The sequence below is a fragment of the Chitinibacter bivalviorum genome (assembly GCF_013403565.1).
GTDB classification, from domain to species: Bacteria; Pseudomonadota; Gammaproteobacteria; order Burkholderiales; family Chitinibacteraceae; genus Chitinibacter; species Chitinibacter bivalviorum.
Genome location: NZ_CP058627.1, coordinates 1026623 through 1041390 on the forward strand (window position 1 = coordinate 1026623; position 14768 = coordinate 1041390).

Below are 14768 nucleotides of genomic sequence, written 5' to 3' on the forward strand. Positions count from 1 at the left end.
CTTAGCGCCCTTTAGCGGACGGATGCTGGCGTCAAGCTCTGCGTTAACTAGAGCCCTTTGACTGCATAGACAGCCAATGTGTTACGCCAGTACCCTTGGTAGTCCATCCCGCAACCGAATAGGAAGCGATCCTCTACTTCCATACCAACAAAGTCAGCTTTAATGCCTACAGCTTTGCGATCATGTTTTTTATCAATCAATACCGCCACATGAACCGCACTCGCACCTTGTTGTTTGCAATACTCGACAATAGCGGCCAATGTGTGACCCTCATCGAGAATATCGTCAACAATCACAACCGTACGTCCACGCATATCTTCACGCGGCTTAACTTTCCAATCCAATTCGCCGCCCGAGGTTTCATTGCGATATCGAGTGGCGTGCAAGTAGGCCATTTCCAGCGGAAACTTCAATCTGGGCAACAAATGCCCCGCCACAATCAAGCCGCCATTTAATACGGTATACACCACAGGATTGGTGTGTGCTAAGGCTTTGCACATTGCTTCACCCATTTGATCGAGCGCAGCTAAAACTTCAGCCTCGGGGTGCAAACAATCGGCGTTGTCCAAAATCGTACGGGCTTCTGGCAGTTCCATAGTCACAATCGCATCCTCAATCCAGGCTCAATGCCCAGAAAAATCACAAACAGTAAATAATTCGATACCTTGCTGCCGCACTAATTGCGAACCACCAAGTTCAGGTAAATCGACAATCGCCGCGGCCTCAACGACATTTGCGCCAATGCGTTTTAACAGATTGGCTGCTGCAATCATCGTGCCGCCAGTTGCAACTAAGTCATCAATTAATAGCACGCGATCACCTTCTTTGCAGGCATCGGCATGCAATTCAACAGTAGCTGAGCCATATTCAAGCTCATATTCTTCTGCGATCGTATCAAATGGCAGCTTCCCTTTTTTACGAACAGGAACAAAGCCGAGATTTAGTTCATAGGCAACAACAGCTCCCAAGATAAAGCCTCGAGCATCAACACCAGCGATGATGTCCAGCTTTTGATCCATGTAGCGATGAACAAATATATCCACCAATACACGAAAGGTTTTTGGGTCTTGCAGTAGCGGTGTAATGTCGCGAAACATCACCCCTTGCTGAGGCCAATTAGGTACCGTACGAATACGAGAGCGAATGTACTCGGCATAAGGGGGCTCAGCAAGTTGGGCGATGGTCATTTTCTATCTCAATGAAAGAAGGCAAATTTAACAACCCACAGGCCTGCAATAATAAGCACTGCAGGGCTAAGATCTTTGTGGCGGCCAGCCAAAAGCTTGATCACAGCATAGCTGATAAAACCAAATGCAATACCATCCGCAATCGAGAAGGTAAATGGCATTGCCAGTGCAGTCATAACAGCCGGCGCAGATTCAGTGAGGTCATTCCATTCGATTTCCGCCAAGCCGCGAGTCATCAATACAGCAACGTAACACAATGCTGGAGCTGTCGCATACGCAGGGACCGTCGCCGCCAAAGGTGAGAACCAAAGTGCCAGCAAGAAAAGAATTGCAACAACCAAAGAGGTTAGACCAGTACGGCCGCCAACCGCCGTGCCAGCTGCAGATTCAATATAGGCAGTTGTCGATGAAGTACCCATTGCTGCACCCGCAGTAATCGCGACCGAATCTGCGAGTAGCGCTTTTTTGAGGCGTGGCAATTTTCCGTCTTTATCAAGTAAGCCCGCACGGTGAGATACGCCGATCAAGGTGCCCGTTGTGTCAAACAAATCAACAAAGAAGAATACAAACACCACGCCCAGCAAGCCGACGTTGAGTGCGCCAGCGATGTCCATTTGCATGAAAGTCGGTGCCATTGAAGGCGGTGCTGAAAACACCCCCTTGAACTCCGAAAGTCCTAAGGCAATCGAAACACCTGTTACAGCCAGAATAGAAATGATGATTGAGCCATGAATCTTGCGATACTCAAGAGCAATAATTAGGAAAAAACCGAAAATTGCTAACAGCGTCGTTGGAGAGTGAATATCACCCAAGGTAACCAATGTGGCTGGAGAGCCCACGACCACGCCGGCATTTTTAAGGGCGATAATCGCCAAAAACATACCAACACCAGCAGAAATTGCCAATTTCAAAGAGTGAGGGATGGCATTAACTATCGCCTCACGCACTTTAAACAGGGAAACTGCGAGGAAAATGATCCCTGAGATAAATACCGCACCCAGTGCGACTTGCCACGATACGCCCATCCCTTTTACAACGGTAAAGGTAAAGTACGCGTTCAAACCCATGCCAGGTGCGAGTGCGATTGGGTAGTTGGCTACCAAGGCCATAATGCCAGTACCCAAAGCAGCAGCCAGACACGTTGCCACAAAGACCGCATTAAAATCCATCCCAGTCAGCGCTAAAATAGAAGGATTTACAAAGACGATATACGCCATGGTCAAAAATGTTGTAAAACCGGCGATTACCTCGGTTCTAACATCTGTACCATGCTCTTTAAGCTTGAAAAAAGCGTCCAGCATGACTCTACCCCGATTGATTTATAAAAATAATAGTTAGTAAAAAGCGAGGCATACACCCATTGCGCAGGTGATTATGCTCTCGCTCGTTCCATTACTACAGGTTTAGTAACCTACACCCATGATGGCAAGGACGCCAATTATTGCAAAGATTGCAGCAGCTACAAATCGCACCATTCGTAACAAGTGCATACGGCTTGAAATCCACTCGCCCAAGTAAACTGCGGGCACATTAGCCAGCATCATTCCAACCGTGGTTCCCATAACAACCTGCCACAGAGGGTTATACTTTAATGCAAGTGCAACTGTAGCAACTTGCGTTTTATCACCCATTTCGGCAAAAAAGAAAGCAATACAGGTTGCTAAAAATGCCCCATACGGCTTAACGGTGGCTTCGTCTTCATCCATTTCATCGGGTTTGAGCGCCCAAGCTGCAATGACCAAAAACCCTAAGCCAACAACCCAGCGCAATATCTCAGGTGAAATAAGTCCTGCCATTTGCTGCCCCAGCCAACCAGCGGCAAAATGGTTAAAAACTGTAGCAACAAAAATGCCCGCAACAATAGGTAGCGGGCGACGAAAGCGAGCAGCTAGAATCAAAGATAACAACTGAGTTTTGTCGCCCATTTCAGCTATAGCAACAACGCCAGTCGAAACCAAAAACGCATCAAACATTGCAATACTCCAGGGCGGGCGAAGGACACGAGGCTAGCCGTGCATGCCCACCCATGAGCGCACAGATAACCTCGGGTCTCATCAGGCAGGGATACCCTGCTGCGTACACCATAAAATTCAGTCTTTGACGACTAATTTTAAGTTTGTTGATGCACGCCTAGCTCAAAAAAGGCTAGCGATTACTCCCCCGAAGGAAGAGTCAATTCTAAACAGAGAAAGAAAGACTTACAAGTAGGGGAAAATAGCGATTAATTATTCAGTTGATCTATCGTAAACGATAACAACCCTTCGCAACCATCTTCAACCAAGTCCAACACATGCTCAAACCCATCCGCACCACCGTAGTACGGATCTGGCACTTCGTCCTCGGGGTGTTTATTTGCAAAATCCAGAAAAAGTTGGATTTTATGTTGCATACCAGGGGGGCATTGATGCTGCAAGCTTCGTAAATGGCTTTTATCCATCGCCAAAATGAGATCGAACTGGCTAAAATCGCTGATTTTGACTTCTCTCGCTCGCAAGAAACCTAAATCGTAGCCTCGTTTTTTTGCATGTAACTGCGCGCGGCGATCCGGAGCCTCACCCACATGATAATCAGTGGTGCCTGCCGAATCAATTCTGACGCGGTGAGCCAATCCAGCCTGCCCCACAATTTTGCGCATAACCCCATCTGCCGTTGGACTGCGGCAAATGTTACCAGTGCAAACCATCAAAATTGAAAACTGCTTCACGAACCTTCCCCTGCAATGTAGCGAGATAAATTAAAACCCAGCTTAGAGAAACAAACACCGAAGACCATCCTCGTCGCACTTTAAGAAAAGGCCCCGGCCCGACTGTGATTTAATACGTTAAAATTTTAATAGCTAGACTGATAATCATGAACCAATGCTAGTGCAGCATTTTTCATGCTAACACATGCTTGGCATTGATTTTTCAACGCATCGTTTTCGATCGAGAGTCTGCGCAACTCAGTTAAAATCGCTTGCCGTAACTCCAAATCCGTCACTTCATCAAACTGAATGGATTCAAGTTTTTTTAAGAGTTCAACAGTTGTCATACGAATTTCTCCTTGTCTAAACAGTCAAACCTTTTGAATTAATGCGATTTAACCAAATTTTGCACTGCACAATATAGACAAAGATCAATAAGCCCTTACCCAACAAACACTTAAAGCCTGCCGTAAATGAGCTTAACGTAATAAACAGTATTTCAGATCAGACGGATTATCACTAGGCCAGCCCAACCAGCAACTACCGCCGAGCCGCAAAACATTATCGTTCGATAGCTTTGCTTTAGGCACATCATCACGCTTAAGGATTAAAGTAACATCGCATGCCAAGCTATGGCCGAGTGAAAACTTAAGCAGCGCCTGCAAGGCTTTAGCCCCAGATGAATCAGGCTGTAGATTATCAAATTGCTGCCAGCTTAATGGCCCCAACTGTAATTGCACCTTAGTTTGCCGATCCCAAGCGCGATCACCCACAAAGGCAGAAGCACCGAGCTCACAAGCATTGACACCTAGTGCAGTCTGCTCATCCTGGGGTAATTGCATCCACTGACCTGCAAATTGAACAAGCTTTGCGGGGAAACCAAAAAAACCCTCGATCAAAGTAATTAGTGCCTGAGCAGACATTGGCTTTTGACTTAGGAGGCCAGCGTAATAGATGAATAGGTTTTCACTTTGCAAAAAATCACTTCCCATTTGCGACTTCAATGCCCCTAAACCCATACCTCCCAGATCTAATAAGTTACGAGCAAAACCGTCCTGCTCACCCTGCTCCGCCTGTAGCCAGAAACGATATTTATGCCATGCCGCATAAAATAGTGCGATAGAGCGATGGCTAAAGATATCCAAAAAAGAATGGAGTGTTGGATCTCTATATTGCTGGCGACGCTCTATTAATTGCTCCGTATAGCTCGTCGGCAACACGCCACTCGGGCCAGTCAACCCCATAAATGACACTTCAAGTTCATCTAAAGCGTCTGTTTGCGTTTTTACAGGGCGGTAACTAGTCAATTCACTAGCTGGAAACGACAAATCCACTCTCGTACGAAACCGCAATTTAGCAGGCAGTGGACTTCGACGCTCTCCGCGCTTGCCTGCGGAAAGCCCCAGTATTCTTACTGCCTGAAAAAATCCAAAAGATGTTGGGTTTTCGAGCAACTCCTGCTCTAGATGACGAGGGCTTCCCCGGCGCGAGCTGGCCATGATGCTACCACTCCATTTTGTTGTTTGGTTTTTATGCACAAGCGGGTAAAACTATTTGGCGAGCAATAAAGCGCAAAAAAGCGCTCTAAGGCGCTGGCAAATAGATAAATGCTCCCACCAACGTAATACTCCCCATCCATTGTTAGTGTGATGTCGGTGCCACGAACAAAACCAGAAAAATTACGGCCAGAAACTCTCGTTACGGCAGGAGCACTTTCAATGGCGTAAAGCCCCTGAATTTGGCGAGCATTAACAGGTGAGTCCGTCTGATTGTATAGAGAGAGCATTTCTTGCAAAGCTGATCGACCAGACTCAATGAGGGATAAATAATTGAGCGAAAGGTGTGACACTAGTCGCCATTGCAAACCACGTTTATTGGGTGTTCGCAAACTACCCGTTGGCTTGCGAAGCAACTTAACCCGCTTAACAACCGAATGGCCAGGAAGTGTAAAGTCGGTATTACTTCCCGCTTGACTACCGCCAAATGGAATCAACTCAGGTAAGTCGCGGTTAGAGCAGAGCAACTCCAGACTGAGTACCTCTGCACTCGGTCGTACTGGATTAAAATTCAGATCAACCAAATGCAACTCTAAATCGGTACCTTTGTCATCCTGCCGCGGCGAAGCTTCACGACTAGCGTGCCAGTAAAAATCCGGCCCGTCATTTTCGGCGCCATGCCTGAGCGCATAAAAAGGCAGGACCTCTTCACTGCGTTCTTGGCTCCCCGTTTTTTCGATGCGAATTACTTTGCGAATCTGCATCACCTCAAACGCTTGTTGCTTACGTGCATCAGCAACAACCGGATAGCTCGCTTTATGGTGCGTAACTCGGATTGGCTCACCCTGCTGCACACTCACCATTTGATTGGCCCAATGACACGGTACTGAATAGCGATTGCGCTGGAAGGTAATCAGACACGTACTTGATACCCGCGCCAAGACTTCGGTGTAACCATCAAATGCACCTGGAAATGGCATCATGTGAAGCTGCTCATCTTGGCGTAATTCGGCTAATGTGAGCTCAGGATACTCTGGGTGACGCAATTGCTGCCAAGCCAACTGACATTGTTGCTCAAGCCAAGCATTGAGCTCGTCAAAGCTCGCGAATTTGAGCGCCAATGCGGCTTGCCAGATGTGTCGGCGCCGGTCTTGTACATTCTTCTCGACAATACCTTTCTCCCAGCCGGAGGCGACATTGCAAAACTCAGTATCAAACAGATAATGGGCAGTCATCGCATGAAAGCGGGCGTTGATGATGCGTTCCTTGCCGGGCAGCACCTTGTCGACTGCCGTCTTCATGTTGTCGTAAATCCCTCGCAGCGGCACGCCCCCTAACATCTGAAAGGCGCGAGTATGCGCATCAAACAGCATTTCATGGCTTTGGCTAGGATACGCCATCAATGCAAAAGCGCGACTCGCGCACAGCTTCATGTGGGCCAGCAAGACTTTGCGATGAATACCACCAATGAATGCATGCTCTTCGCTCCAATCGAACTGAAATGCCTCGCCCAAGGCAAAGCGCAGTGGCACAAATGCAGACTTCAAGTGATGCCCCATCGTTTGCGTGCGCCAGTGACGAATAAACGCAGTGACTCGGGAGTAATCGCCGCCAAAGCCCGCAGTCACTAGCTCCTGGAACAATACCTTGGCAGTACGCCGGTCTCGTTTGGGGCGATGTAGATCGGTTTGTAATGCTTTAACGAGTTGAGGAATAAAGGGAGACAGCTTGGTTTGGCTAGACTTGCGTCGATAGCGCGGCTCGGTAGCTGAGTCGGTACGTAGCCATTTCTTGATGGTATTGCGCGTTAAGCTGGTGCGCCGTGCAATCTCGTTGTAGGGTGATGTTTGGCTTAACTGGCCTGCATGGGTATTACCTTGCAGCTCTTTATCATCATTACCTGCATGACCATGCCCTTGCTGCTCGCGCCAGTCGGCGGTGAGTTGGCCGCTAGTGGCGGCGGCTAGCACCGATTGGCGGAAGCGTTTGAGGATGGGTTGGACGCGTTCGAGGCGTGCGCGGCAGGCATCGACCCGCGCCAGCGTCGCGTCGAGCTTGTCGGCGATGCGTTTTTGTTCGGGGAGTGGCGGCACAGCAATTTCTGTACTCTCGAATTTTCCCTTTGTCACATGGCGAAGCCCAACTCCCCCATGAGCAATGTCAATCAATGTATCCAAAGTTTGGTTGATTGCATGCCGGAAAAATCTTTTATCCAAAAAAAATTCGTCAAAGTCAATTTTAAAAATGTGCTGATTTAAGACCGCCTCACCCCCACTCCAGACATGCGCCCCGAATGAAGTTCCTGGAGTCCCAGACCATGCAAATAAAAGTTCACCGCCTTTGAGGTGATATTTCTCATCAAAATCGCCTTTGAAGTAATTAAAAGGCGCGTTTGCTTTATTTAGATTTTGAATCCTAACAATTGGTAGCCCCGTCTCCGACCACTCAGTTGGCTTAAATGCTCGTCCGTTGTTCAGAGTGCAAATACTGCCAATTGGGGAGTTGGCCCAATTCTGTGGCAATTTACTCATTCCGCCACCTCTTCACCCAGTTCAGCCAGTATCGCTTCCAGCTCGGCGAGTGCGCCGTTCAGCTCGTCCATCGCTTCACGCGCCAGCACACTCGGCTCGGGTAAATCGGCTGCGTCTTCGGCGTTGTCGTCTTTCAGCCAGCTAATGTCAAGACTGTCGCCGCGTTCGCGTATCCAGTCGCGACTAAACACGCGGAAGCGCCCTGCTTCGCCTTGGTCGCTGCGCGCGCTCGCGCCATGTGGGTCGGCACCGTAGGCGGCTTCAAAATCAGCAAAGTGGGCGCGGGTAAACGGGGTACGCTTGCCGAATTTGGGCATATTGGCGCGCAGGTCGTACACCCAGACGTTTTGCGTGCTGCCGGTGGCGTTGTTGCTGACCTTGCTAAAGAACAACACATTGGTTTTAACGCCCTGCGCGTAGAAGATGCCGGTGGGCAGGCGCAGGATGGTGTGCAGGTTGCACTTGTCCATCAGGTCGCGGCGGATGTCGGCACCGATGCCGGCCTCGAACAGCACGTTATCAGGCAGCACCACGGCGGCGCGGCCACCGTCTTTGAGGTGGCGATAGATGTGCTGCAGGAAGGCGAGCTGCTTGTTGCTGGTGTCAAAAGTGAGGTCGTCGCGCGTTGGCCCGCCGCCGCCTTTGGCAGTGCCGAATGGCGGGTTGCTGAGCATGATGTCGGCTTTGGACAACTGGTTTCCGGCGCTGCCGAGCGTATTGCCCAGATGCACCACGCCTTCGTCATCGCCTTCCATGCCGTGCAGCAGGCAGTTCATCAGCGCGAGGCGGCGGGTGTCGGGCACCAGCTCCATGCCCAGATAAGCCTTGGTGCGCTGGAAGCTGCGGGCGCGTTCGTCGAGGTCATATAAATCGTCGGTTTTGGCTTTGATGTAGGCGTCCGCCGCAATCAAAAAGCCTGCTGTACCGGCGGCGGGGTCCTGGATGGTTTCGCCAGCCTTGGGTTGCACCAGCGCGATGATGCTGTCAATCAGCGGGCGCGGTTGAAGTATTGGCCTGCGCCAGATTTGGTCTCAGAGGCGTTTTTCTCCAGCAAGCCTTCGTACAGGTCGCCCAGGCCGTCTTTTTGCGCCGAAAACCAGTCGAGACCGTCGAGCGATTTAATCAGGTGCTCCAGATGGCGTGGTTCTCTTAATCTGGTCTGCGCGTCGCGATAGATGGCAGAGATGAGCGGGTCTGGATGCGCGCTGAGCTTGAGCAGCATGGCGCGGTATTCGTTAAGCAGATTCAGGCCAGAGAGTGAAGCCAGATAATTCCAGCGCGCGTATTCGGGCAGCTTGTGCGCGGCCATCACGCCGCTTTGGGTGTTCTCGTATTCCATCTTGATGAACAGCAGCAGCACCAGCTCGGTGACGTAGTCGCTGTAGTTGATGCCGTCGTCGCGCAGCACGTCGCAGAGGTTCCAGAGCTTTTGGACGATGTCGTTATTGACCATGGGTATTACCTTGTAGATTTTATTAGTAATTGACTACAGGGCAATACCCTATAGATGTATTTTGAATCAATATGAAAAAAGCGGTTTAGCCACCCCGTAAGCGCGCGGCGTTGGCGGCAATGAGGTTGGCGAGGTTTTGTACGGTGGCGCTGCGGATAGCGTAATCCTTGGCTTTCTGGGTAAACGTCTCGGCCACGGTGAGTTGCTGCTCAATTACTTGCGCCGCCCAAAATTCAGCGAGCGAATTTTGCTGCGCCAGTTGCAGCAAGTGGGCGCGGTTGATATTGAGTGCTTCGCCGCAAACATCCATCTGGTGATAACCCGCTGGACCCGCGCAATAGGTGAGGTCGTAGGCCGGCGAGAGCTGCCAGCGGCGGTCTTGCCCCAAGAGGTAGCTGAAGTTTTTGGGGTGGTCGTCGCGGTTGTTGAATAGCACATTAAATACGGTGCGCTGGTAGGCTTTTTGCACTTCGCGCTCGTCGCGGGTGAGAAAGCGCGTGGCGCGCAGGAAGGTGCTGTAATCCACGCTGCCAGGCAGACGAAAATCTGCGTGCAAGAGGCCAGCTAGCGTGTGCGTGGGTATGCGAATCGGTGCATTGCCAGCACCTGCAACATCAAAGCGCGCAATGCCGAAAGCGGCCAGCGTTGGGCTAAGGTCGAAATACTGCGTGGCGGGGATGTCGAGGGCACAAGCACGCGCCAACTGGGCGTACAGGTATTCGATGGCGCAGACTTCTTTATGCTCGTTTTGTGCTTGGAATTTAACCAGCCAAGGCGTGCTGCCTGCAAAGCATTGTGTGCTGAGTTGCCCATTGGCGGGGTCGTAATGCACCAGCACTTTGGGCCGCGCACCGTGCGGCGAGCCGCCCATTAAGGCGAGTTGCTTCAGAATGGCGCTGTCTTCACCACTCAGCAGCGTTTGCGCTTGCTGGGCCAGATTGAGCAATTGCACATCAGTTGTGGGTATATCGCTGATGCTGGCGGGCTGAAAGCTGAGTGCGCCCATGGCACGATGGCCAATGAACGATAATCTATCGAGCACCGAGGCGCGCGCTGGGTCGATGCCATTTTGGCGAAACAGCCGGTCCATCAACAGTAAGCCCCAGCCATCGGGCAAGGCATCGGCAATCAACCCCGGCAGGCGCAGCTGGTAAGCAGGGAAATCGCTGTAGGCGGCGGCCTGTAGCTTGAGGTGGCGCGGCGAGAGCTCTAGCCCTTGCGCCAGTGCTTCTGGGCTGTATTCAAATAGCAGCTTGCGGCCATCATCGGCCAAGGTGGCCAAATGCCAGCGCTCGCCCCACCCCTCGTAAAACACATCGACTTTTTTAATCATGCTTTACTACCACTGCGGGGCGCACGCTTGCGCTCGGCGAGCTGAGCGCGTTCCATTTGGGCGATGGATTGCGCGGTTTTCAGCTCGAACAGCGTGGCCAATTCATCGACTAGCCCTAAGGCCACGACGACGCGAATAAAAGATTCCAACGATGAAATACCCTTGCCTTCTAGGTTTTTGACTGTCCCCAAAGCAAGGCCAGCACGCTCGGCAAGGTCTTTTTGCGTCAGCGACTGCGCCAAACGCTGCCGCTTGAGGCGCGTGGCGAGCTCGGTACAGATTTCTTGTTGCGTGGCAAAGGTAAAATCTAACATATTGGCTTTTATGAAAAATTTAATGGCGATATGGTCAATATATTAGCTCTAATACTCAAAATATACCAGAAAAAACAATGGCCAATCTATTGAACCTTAAGCAAATCAAACCCACGTAAAAGCCATCAAAATAGCCACTAACAGCATAAATCCCTATGCTGCCTGTGGCTCGCTAGCTTGCCAGAGTTCATCCGCCAAGGTCTCCAGCACGATAGGCAGTTGATTATCAAGAATCTTTTCTAGCTGCTGCGCACCACCATCTTTGCCAAAGGCATGATTCACAAAATCACGGTCGATGACGACTTCATGCGTCAACTGCTTGGCGATGCGGTCAAGCCATTTACGCTGGATGGGATTCCAATTGTGCAGCGCGTAAATTTTTTGCATCGCATTGGCAACGCGTTGCTCAAACGGCAGCAAGGCCTCACCAATGGCAGCACGGCGGATATAGCCGATGATGCTGGCGGCGATTTCCTGATTGGTCGCGTTGCGCCATGCGGTTTTCAATGTGGACTCAGTAAAGCCGTTTTCATCGAGCAGCATGCGGATTTCTTTGAGCTGAGCGCGGGTTAAATCTTTGGGGCGATTCACCACCAAGCTGAGCGCTGCGGACTGATTGAGCGAGCGCTGGATAAAGTCGGCAAAGCTCTCTAAATAATCGGCGGGCTTGTCGTACTTGCCGTAGATTTGTTCGCGCAGTAATAACTCGTCTTTGTGATGGGCAATCAATGGGCGGTATTCAGTGCCGATGAGTACGCCCACTTCACTGAGCTGGTCTAACAGGCGAGTATGGTGATGAATGAAATCAGCCGCAGCTTTGGGGCCTAGCTTGCGCAAGTGTTCGTGCATTTTTGCGGGCTCAACGCCCCACTGCTGCTCTAGCTCGGAGAGCTTTTCTTTCAACGCAGGGTTTTTCTCGGCTTTTTTCTCGGCCTTGCGTAGCACACGCATCACCTTTTGACTCACCGCAGCGAGCACATCGTCTGCGTGGGTTTTGCTTGCTGGGCTGGGCTCGGCCCCTTCGGTAGTAGGCTGCTGCTCGGCTGGCGTAGTGTAGCTATCTGGGTTATCCAATTCATCGAGCAATTGAGCCAAAGTGATGTCAGGATTTTTCACCAAAGGCTTCATCGTATTGACGTCTTCAAGTGCGGCGTAAATATCGACGGGGTCGTAGATTTTGAATTCCGTTTTGCCGATGTCATCACAACGACGCGTAGCACGGCCTATCATTTGCTCGTACAAAATCCGCGAACGGACACGGCGCATAAACACCAGATGGCAAATCTTTGGTACGTCGATGCCTGTGGTGAGCAAATCAACGGTAATCGCGATGCTGGGGTAACGCTCGTTTTTGTATTGCTTAATCATCTGGCTGACTTTGTCGGTCTTGCCGGTGATTTTCTGTACCGCTGCGGCGTTGTATTCGTCACCGTACAGGTTTTTGAAAGCCGTATCGAGCAGACGTTTAACCATATCGGCATGCGCGTCGGTGGCGCAGAAAATCATGGTTTTTTCATCACCAAGCGGGTCGATTTCTTTGGCCAACTCTTCGCAAATCACGCGGTTAAAGTCTTCGGTGATGACGCGACGATTGAAGCTTTCTACTTCAAAACTGACCTCATCGTTGAGTTCCGCCACATCAATCACACCAGTACGAGTATCAACCACAGAAACGGCTTCACCCTTGGCAAAACTTATCCCCGCTTTGCTCAGTTTGGTTTCGTAACGTATCGGTGGCTCGTGGTCAATTAACCAATCATCCGCCACGGCCTCGCGGTAGCTATAGGTGTAAACGGGTTTGCCAAAAATATCACTGGTGTGTTTTGCGGGCGTGGCAGTCAGACCAATTTTGACTGCATCAAAATAATCGAGCACTTGGCGGTAGCGCGATAAGTATTGAGCCTGGTCACGAACTGCTTGCTCGCCCTCGGTCATTTCTTGGTCGAGGGTATAACCACGGTGGGCGTCGTCAACAATGATGCAGTCGTATTCGCCCACCAGTGGCGGCGAATCGGCGTCAAAAATGCGGCGCACCATGGCTTGCACTGTTGCGACCTGTACACGGGTTTCGGCCTCGGCGGCCATATCACCTAAGTCGGCGATATTGTAGGCTTTAGAAAGCGGCAAGCCCTGCTCTAGCGGCGCTTCATTGAAGGCATCAAGGGCTTGGTCGCCCAGCGCGGTGCGGTCTACCAGAAACAAGATACGACGGAAGCGTTCGGCCTTGAGAAACCGATAAATCAATCCAATGATGGTGCGTGTTTTGCCAGTGCCAGTGGCCATTGCGAGCAAGATATTGCGCTGATTATTCGCCAGTGCGATTTCTACACATTCAATGGCTTTCTGCTGGTAATCACGTACTTTCAGATAAGCAAAGCCCTCAGCTTTTAACTTGGCTTCAGCATCTTCTCGACTGCGCTTGAGGAAATCAAGCAACTGGTCTGGCGCATGAAAATGCATCAAGGCCCGTGCCAAATTAGCGGGATGTCGGACATCTCGAAACCAAGTGCCGCTTTGCTCTTGTAGTTGTTTGAAATATGGACGGCCATTGCTGGAGTAAACAAACGGTATGTGAAATAGCCCTTTTTGGCCTTCATGGCTACCGTCTACCCAAGCAGCGCTGTGCCCCGCTAATTCCCACGCGGGTTTGTGCTGAGCATCAATTCGGAAATTATGTGAATATCGCTCGGCCTGCCCGATTTTGCCTGCGACGTTTTCATTTTCGCGTTTCGCTTCCACTACTGCGATAGGGGTTAAGCCCGCGAATAACACATAATCGGCAGATTGCTTACCCGCGCAAGGCCATTCAGCAATGGCTTTGTTTTTATTGCGCTCGGGTCGGGCACCTGCGGCATAGGTCAGCGTTTGACTATCAGCCTCCCAACCTGCTTCATTAAGCTGCTGGTCGATAATGATGCGGGTGAGCTCTTCGCTGAGCACGATTTGCTTAGTGGCCGCGCTGGTTTTCTTGCGTGTCTGATTGGCGGTGTCTTTGTTGATTTGCTGCTGCAAGGTCTCGATTTGCGCGGCGAATTCTTTTTGTGCGGAGGCAAGCTTGGCTTCATGTTCGGCGGCCATTGCCTCAAAGGTACGCGCCTCGATGTCCATTTGCGATGCGAGCACAGCGTACTGCTCTTTCTCTTGGGCAATCAGGTCGGCTAATTGCTGATTGGTATCGAGTGCTTGCTGGGTATCAGTTAGCTGGCCACGCAATTGCTCAATTTGCTTTTGCAATTCACGCAGTTCACCGCTTGGGTCAGCAGGCGCAACAAAAGGCCCGGCCTTAAACGCAGCGCCCTGCTTACCAAATGATTGGTGATACCAAATCGCTAAAACACGTGCGACTTTCAACCCTTCCATGGCCTCTTTGTGTTGAGTCTGGAATTCATGCGTCGCCCGGTTGCCTTCGATGCGTAGCGTGTGAAACAGCGTGCGGATTTCTGGCTCTAGCTCGCGGTTGAGCTTATAGAGCAAATCGCTTTGCGTGGTTTTGTCGTCGAACTCGACACCATAGCGCACGGCCAAATCCTGCGCTAAGGCTTCGCCGAACTGGCGCAGCTTAATCAACGTGGTATTGGGGTCACTGGCAAAGACTTGTTCGGCAGTCGAAACTAGTTGCACCAGTAGGGACGAATGCTCGGCTAGAAAACCAAAATTGCTTGTTGAACTCACTATTTCGCATCCAGTAGGCGATACGGAGTCTACTTTACTCGAAATTCAAGGCTACCTGAAAGAATCACAACAGAATTGGTAAATAACCAGAACAAAGAC

Annotated in this window: 13 protein-coding genes and 1 pseudogene; all 14 read right to left on the reverse strand. The window is 50.7% G+C overall.

The features are described 5' to 3' along the window. Positions 1-47 precede the first annotated feature (47 nt). The gene (locus HQ393_RS04740) at positions 48-596 is read right to left on the reverse strand and encodes a hypoxanthine-guanine phosphoribosyltransferase (RefSeq protein WP_246307998.1); all 549 of its coding nucleotides are present in this window, start codon (positions 594-596) and stop codon (positions 48-50) included. A gap of 27 nt (positions 597-623) precedes the next feature. Beyond that, positions 624-1187 carry an adenine phosphoribosyltransferase gene (locus tag HQ393_RS04745; RefSeq protein WP_179357700.1) on the reverse strand — a complete coding sequence of 188 codons (564 nt, stop codon included), beginning with the start codon at positions 1185-1187 and terminating at the stop codon, positions 624-626. Between the two features lie 8 nt (positions 1188-1195). Beyond that, positions 1196-2488 carry an NCS2 family permease gene (locus HQ393_RS04750; RefSeq protein WP_179357701.1) on the reverse strand — a complete coding sequence of 431 codons (1293 nt, stop codon included), beginning with the start codon at positions 2486-2488 and terminating at the stop codon, positions 1196-1198. 102 nt (positions 2489-2590) lie between these two features. After that, the gene (locus HQ393_RS04755) at positions 2591-3160 is read right to left on the reverse strand and encodes a TMEM165/GDT1 family protein (RefSeq protein WP_179357702.1); all 570 of its coding nucleotides are present in this window, start codon (positions 3158-3160) and stop codon (positions 2591-2593) included. A 248-nt stretch (positions 3161-3408) separates the two neighbouring features. After that, positions 3409-3870 carry a low molecular weight protein-tyrosine-phosphatase gene (locus HQ393_RS04760; RefSeq protein WP_179358400.1) on the reverse strand — a complete coding sequence of 154 codons (462 nt, stop codon included), beginning with the start codon at positions 3868-3870 and terminating at the stop codon, positions 3409-3411. A gap of 146 nt (positions 3871-4016) precedes the next feature. Beyond that, positions 4017-4217 (reverse strand): hypothetical protein, encoded by a 201-nt coding sequence (locus tag HQ393_RS04765; protein WP_179357703.1) that lies wholly within the window; start codon positions 4215-4217, stop codon positions 4017-4019. A gap of 132 nt (positions 4218-4349) precedes the next feature. Then, positions 4350-5369: a type VI secretion system baseplate subunit TssG gene (gene tssG / locus HQ393_RS04770; protein ID WP_179357704.1), complete on the reverse strand. Its 1020-nt coding sequence runs from the start codon at positions 5367-5369 to the stop codon at positions 4350-4352. Continuing rightward, positions 5333-7336 carry a type VI secretion system baseplate subunit TssF gene (gene tssF, locus HQ393_RS04775; protein ID WP_281361492.1) on the reverse strand — a complete coding sequence of 668 codons (2004 nt, stop codon included), beginning with the start codon at positions 7334-7336 and terminating at the stop codon, positions 5333-5335. Before tssF ends, tssG begins: the two co-directional genes overlap by 37 nt. A 72-nt stretch (positions 7337-7408) precedes the next feature. After that, positions 7409-7897: pseudogene (locus HQ393_RS17605) on the reverse strand (restriction endonuclease subunit S); the annotation flags it as partial. Further along, positions 7894-8865 (reverse strand): HsdM family class I SAM-dependent methyltransferase, encoded by a 972-nt coding sequence (locus tag HQ393_RS17885; protein WP_281361485.1) that lies wholly within the window; start codon positions 8863-8865, stop codon positions 7894-7896. The gene HQ393_RS17885 and the pseudogene HQ393_RS17605, both read right to left, overlap by 4 nt. Before the next feature lie 20 nt (positions 8866-8885). Then, positions 8886-9350, reverse strand: a complete 465-nt coding sequence (locus HQ393_RS17890; protein WP_281361486.1) for a type I restriction-modification system subunit M N-terminal domain-containing protein — start codon at positions 9348-9350, stop codon at positions 8886-8888. An 85-nt stretch (positions 9351-9435) separates the two neighbouring features. Further along, a complete protein-coding gene (locus tag HQ393_RS04785; RefSeq protein ID WP_246307955.1) occupies positions 9436-10683 on the reverse strand; it encodes a type II toxin-antitoxin system HipA family toxin in 1248 nt (415 codons plus the stop codon). Continuing rightward, positions 10680-10997: a helix-turn-helix domain-containing protein gene (locus HQ393_RS04790; protein WP_179357706.1), complete on the reverse strand. Its 318-nt coding sequence runs from the start codon at positions 10995-10997 to the stop codon at positions 10680-10682. Before HQ393_RS04790 ends, HQ393_RS04785 begins: the two co-directional genes overlap by 4 nt. Before the next feature lie 153 nt (positions 10998-11150). Continuing rightward, positions 11151-14669, reverse strand: a complete 3519-nt coding sequence (hsdR, locus tag HQ393_RS04795) for a type I restriction-modification system endonuclease (protein WP_179357707.1) — start codon at positions 14667-14669, stop codon at positions 11151-11153. Positions 14670-14768 lie beyond the last annotated feature (99 nt).